The sequence below is a fragment of the Pseudoalteromonas sp. G4 genome, from assembly GCF_028875915.1.
GTDB lineage: Bacteria > Pseudomonadota > Gammaproteobacteria > Enterobacterales > Alteromonadaceae > Pseudoalteromonas.
Genome location: NZ_JAPEHW010000123.1, coordinates 1 through 5,673 on the forward strand (window position 1 = coordinate 1; position 5,673 = coordinate 5,673).

The window sequence follows — 5,673 nt, forward strand, 5'->3', positions numbered from 1 at the left end:
GGAATAGGGGTAGCTTTGTCTTTACCTTGAATTGAAAGCAATGTGATGCCAATTACAGCACCTACTAAACTCGACATTAACACTATCATAGGTAAATACTGCCAACCTAATAATGCACCAAAGACTGCCATAAGCTTAAAGTCGCCATAACCCATGCCTTCCTTACCTGTCAGCAGTTTAAATACCCAATAGACAGACCAAAAAACTAAGTAACCAACAGCAGCACCAATAATCGCCTGAGCTGGCTCAATGGTTATACCCATTACTGCCGAAAGCAAAACCAACCAAAGTAGCGGTAACGTAATTTGGTCGGGCAATAGCATATGGTCAATATCAATGAATATAAGTGCTATTAATGCGTAAGTAAGTATTAAATACAAACCTGCTTGCTCAGTCACGCCGTAATTGTACGCAATTACAAGGCCAGCAAGACCTGTTAAAAGCTCAATGCTCGGATAACGAACCGAAATTTTGTTACCACAGCAGGCGGCTTTACCACGTAAAAATAACCAACCAAATACTGGCAAATTGAACCAAGGTTTAATTTGCGTATTACAATGGGGGCAAGTTGAGCTTGGTATTATTAAGTTAAATGCTTTTGTGTTAGCTTCGTACGGTGTTTTTAAATTGTCAGCAAGCAATAAACTGCATTCAGCTTTCCACTCGTTTTCCATCATTTTGGGTAAACGATAGATAACAACATTTAGAAAGCTGCCAACACAGATACTAACTAAAAAAATTGTTAGATAAAAGAACCAAGGTGTTGAATTAAATAGTTCGATCATTTTAAGAGACTTAACCTACTACAGCACCTAATTGGAAAATAGGTAGGTACATAGCAACAATTAAACCACCTACAAGTACACCTAATACAGCCATAATTAAGGGCTCTAATAAGCTAGATAAACCATCAACAGCGTCATCGACTTCGGTTTCGTAAATAGTTGCGACCTTTCCAAGCATGTCATCTAGAGAGCCAGACTCCTCACCGATAGCCACCATTTGAATTACCATAGCTGGAAAAATATTTGCGTTTTTCATAGCAAAGTTCATTTGGTTACCCGAACTAACTTCATTTTTGATATCTAAAATTGCATCGCGATATACCGCATTGCCTGAAGCGCCAGCGGCTGAATCTAATGCATCAACAAGTGGCACGCCTGCTGCAAATGTAGTTGAAAGTGTACGCGCGTAACGAGCTACAGCTGCCTTGTTTAAAATATCACCTACAACAGGTAATTTTAAAATTATTTTATCTGTGTTATCCCTAACTTCTTTGCTTGAGGCATGAGCTTTCTTAAATGCATAGAACCCAACACCTAAAATGCCAAATACAATCCACCAATTGGCTTGCATAAACTCTGATATACCGATAACAAACTGGGTAAATGCAGGTAATTCTGCACCAAAGCCAGCAAAAACTTGTTCAAATTGTGGTACTACAAAAATTAATAATATTACTGTAACAATAAATGCAACTGTTAAAACTGCGATAGGGTAGAACATAGCTTTTTTAATTTTTGATTTAAGCGCTTCTGCTTTTTCTTTATAAAGTGCAACACGGTCAAAAATACGATCTAAGGCACCGGATTGTTCGCCGGATTCTATTAAATCACAGTATAAATCATCAAAGTACTTGGGATATGCTCTAAGTGCTTTACTTAATGGATCACCCGCTTTTACCTCATCAGCAATTTTAGTGATTAGCTTTTGCATCGATTTATTATCACTACCAGAAGCAATCATATCTAGCGCTTGTATAAGCGATACACCAGCGAGTAACATGGTTGCTACTTGTCGGGTAAACATAGCAATTTCTTTGGCGCTAATCTTCGGTTCCGAACTTAAACCAAATAAAGGCTGTGCTTTCTTTTTAACTTTTGATGGGATAATGCCTTGCTTACGGAGCTGTGCTTTAACTATAGCTATACTAGGCCCGTTAATTTCTCCTTCCATTTTTTTGCCTCGGGCATTTACACCTACCCAGGCAAATGTGGTTAGGCTTTTGTTGTTATCTTTTTTTGCCATGCTTATCCTTAATTATTGCCAAATTGGCTTTGATACCTAAACCTAGTTTTATATTTTAGCTGCAACCGTGAAGAGGGTCTAGCTTGTATTAATTAATAGCTAGTTACTCGGTTTATTTCGGTAATGCTAGTTACACCTGATGCCGCTTTTTTAAGCCCTGATTTACGTAAATTGTTAATACCTTCTTGCTCAGCAATTTCAGCAATTTGTAATGAATTTCCACCTTGCATAATCATGTCTGCAATTCTTGGTGTAATAGGCATAACTTCGTAAACACCGACTCGTCCTTTATAACCTTCAGTACATTTATCACAGCCTACAGCTTTGTGAAGTTGCATATCCGTCATTAATTCAGGCGTGAAACCTAAATTAATTAACTCTTGTTCAGGTAATTGCTCAGGTTCTTTACAAGCAGGGCATAAGCGGCGAGCTAGGCGCTGTGCAATAATAAGGCTAACAGAGCTTGCAATGTTATACGAAGGTACACCCATGTTCATTAAGCGAGTTAAAGTCTCAGGTGCCGAATTAGTATGCAAAGTACTTAATACTAAGTGACCTGTTTGCGCTGCTTTTATTGATATCTCTGCGGTTTCTAAATCACGTATCTCACCAACCATAACAATATCAGGGTCTTGACGTAAAAATGCACGTAGGGCATTAGCAAAGGTCATTTCTGCTTTAGGGTTAATTTGTACTTGGTTAATGCCCACTAGGTTAATTTCAACTGGGTCCTCAGCTGTGGAAATATTTCGTTCTGGTTTATTCAATATGTTTAAACCAGTATAGAGGGATACGGTTTTACCTGAACCAGTTGGGCCTGTAACTAAAATCATACCTTGTGGTTGAGCGAGCGCATTTAAGTATAATTCTTTTTGTTCGGGCTCATAGCCTAATACATCAATTCCCAACATGGCACTTGATGAATCAAGGATACGCATTACAATTTTTTCACCCCACAAAGTCGGGAGTGTTGATACACGAAAATCAATACTTTTCTTCGCAGTGATCTTTAATTTGATACGGCCATCTTGCGGCTTACGTTTTTCTGCTAAATCGAGCTGCGACATTACCTTAATACGTGCGGAAATTCGGCTTTCAAGACCAATTGGTGGATTTGCAATTTCATGTAGCACACCATCAACACGGAAGCGAATGCGATATACATGTTCATAAGGTTCAAAATGTAAATCCGACGCACCACGTTTAATTGCATCCATTAATATTTTATTAATGTATACAATAATAGGGGCATCTTCTTCTTTAGGGCTAACATCGTTTTCTTCATCACCTTGCGCGTCATCAATATCTGAGGAAATGCCGCTTAATTCACTTAATTGATCATCGCTTAGTTCAATGCCGTCATTTTTATCAAATAATGAATCAATGGCTTTATCAAGTTCATCGTAAGCAACTACAATTACTTCTGTTTGCAGGCCTGTATTAAATTCATAATCTTCAAAGGCATCAAAGTTGGTAGGATCAGCACTGGCTAAGTAAAGGGTCTTGCCTTTTAAGGCAATTGGTAGTAAGCGGTGTTTTTTTATTAATTTTTCGTTTTGCTCTTTACCATTTGGAATTAAAGATAAATCGATGTTTTCTATTGATAAATAAGGAGCTTGGAATAGGTTGGCTGCTTTTTTAGCTAGCTCTGAAGCTGTGAGTGAGCTTATGCTACATATAAATTCAAGTGTGTTTGAATTATCGGTAGAAGTAGCCAGCTTGGTGTGATCGATTAAACCATTCGCGACTAACTTTCTAATTAAAGGAGAGGAAATTTGCATTTGTCATTATAATTATATGTTGAAAAAATTACCCAAGCTAAGCTTGGGTAATTAGATAGCTGTCGATATTTATTACTACTAGGCTAAAATACTATTAGCTACAGCCTTTAGGATCATAGCTTTCTTTGTAACCAGTAGCTGCGCCTGCATCTGCAGCACAAGACCAAACACCTTCAGCGCTTCTAGTAAGTGTTACTGTTGCACCGTTAATAGATGCACCTGCACCTTTAACTGTACATAATATTTCAGTTGTACCTGTTAAAGCAAGAGTACAATAAGTACCACCAGTAGCAGTTTGACCAACATAACCATCGTCAGCTGCAGTAAGTGAAGGCGTTGTACCTTCATTTACAAGTACTTCAAATTTAGTTTTAATTAATGAAGCTTCAGCGTGAGCACCTGCAACTTGTGACTTACCTGTGTAATCTTGATATTGTGGAACTGCCACTGCTGCAAGAATACCGATAATTGCAACAACGATCATTAATTCGATAAGTGTGAAACCCTTTTGGGCTGTTTGTTTCATGTTTTTCATAATGTACCTCTAACGAGTGTTTATGGGGCTAAGTTATTAAAAGGAGCAATACAGTCACCTGAATTGACTCATTCCATCATTAGTATAGTTAACTTTCACAAATGAGAAAGTAAGTATTAGTAACTTTTCCCTAAGCAATTAATACCAAACCATAAAAAATTATTAATTTGTGCTCAAAAACCACTCAAAGGTACTACTTGGTGGGTTATTTAAGTACAAAACTAATTCCTTATTATTAGCCTGTACATCCTGTACTCGCTATTTCTAATTAGATGCTAGCACGAGATTTTACACTTGTGTAGCTTCTTTTTTTACAATTAGCTTACAAGTTCCTAAAATCATACTTAAGCATGGTGTTTTAAAGTATGAAAAAGTTTCAACTCGCTAATCAAACGTCATTATTTTCAAAACGCATTGATAAATCAAGCGCTTTTACATGTTTTGTTAAAGCGCCTGATGAAATAAAGTCGACGCCAGCTTGTGAATAGGTGCGTAAGGTCTCTAGTGTCATATTGCCCGATACCTCTAATTTGGCGCGTTTATCGGTAATTGTAACTGCTTTGTTAATCATCTCAACAGTGAAATTATCAAGCATGATGATGTCTGCGCCAGCATCAAGCGCTAATTGCAGTTCTTCAAGATTTTCTACTTCCACTTCGACTTTTTTATCTGGGTGGTTGGCTTTTGCTTGTGAAACCGCATTTTCAATACCGCCACAAGCGGCAATATGGTTTTCCTTTATAAGGAAAGCATCAAATAAGCCAATGCGGTGATTTTCGCCGCCACCACATTTTACTGCATACTTCTGTAGTAAGCGTAAGCCCGGAATGGTCTTGCGAGTATCCAGTAGTTGTGTGCCTGTACCAGCTAGCTCTTTTACATAGTGGGCAGTGGTGGTTGCCGTGCCTGAAAGTGTTTGCACAAAATTAAGCGCTGTGCGCTCAGCGGTTAAAATTGCGCGAGCATTACCAACGGCAGTAAATAATGTTTGGTTTTCTTCGATGGTATCGCCATCTTCAACAAGTACGTTTACTTCAACACTAGGGTCTACTTGCTCAAATACTTCTAAAATAAGTTGCTTGCCACAAAATACACCTGCTTCTCGGGTGATTACTTTTGCGTTTGCTTGTTGTGTTGCCGGAATAAGCTGTGCAGTGATATCGCCATCAGCATTTTGATAGTTTAAGTCTTCGTCGAGTGCAGATTTAACAAGTTGAGAAATTAATTGTTGAGAGAGAGCCATAGTGAAATTACAGAAAATGAACGTTGCAATAATTTTATCGTGTTGATTTTAAGTTGGCTATGATTTTATTGGATTTCAGATTTCAG

At 38.0% G+C, this 5,673-nt stretch carries 5 protein-coding genes; all 5 read right to left on the reverse strand.

The features are described 5' to 3' along the window. On the reverse strand, nt 1–785 hold a 785-nt coding region (locus ON073_RS19800), incomplete at its 3' end, for a prepilin peptidase (RefSeq protein ID WP_274763599.1). Between the two features lie 10 nt (nt 786–795). Continuing rightward, nucleotides 796–2,028 carry a type II secretion system F family protein gene (locus ON073_RS19805; protein ID WP_274763600.1) on the reverse strand — a complete coding sequence of 411 codons (1,233 nt, stop codon included), beginning with the start codon at nt 2,026–2,028 and terminating at the stop codon, nt 796–798. 92 nt (nt 2,029–2,120) lie between these two features. After that, nucleotides 2,121–3,809 carry a type IV-A pilus assembly ATPase PilB gene (gene pilB, locus ON073_RS19810; RefSeq protein WP_274763601.1) on the reverse strand — a complete coding sequence of 563 codons (1,689 nt, stop codon included), beginning with the start codon at nt 3,807–3,809 and terminating at the stop codon, nt 2,121–2,123. A 94-nt stretch (nt 3,810–3,903) separates the two neighbouring features. Further along, nucleotides 3,904–4,335 carry a pilin gene (locus ON073_RS19815; protein ID WP_446728550.1) on the reverse strand — a complete coding sequence of 144 codons (432 nt, stop codon included), beginning with the start codon at nt 4,333–4,335 and terminating at the stop codon, nt 3,904–3,906. A gap of 397 nt (nt 4,336–4,732) precedes the next feature. Next, nucleotides 4,733–5,587 (reverse strand): carboxylating nicotinate-nucleotide diphosphorylase, encoded by an 855-nt coding sequence (nadC, locus tag ON073_RS19820; RefSeq protein WP_274763603.1) that lies wholly within the window; start codon nt 5,585–5,587, stop codon nt 4,733–4,735. Between the last annotated feature and the right edge of the window lie 86 nt (nt 5,588–5,673).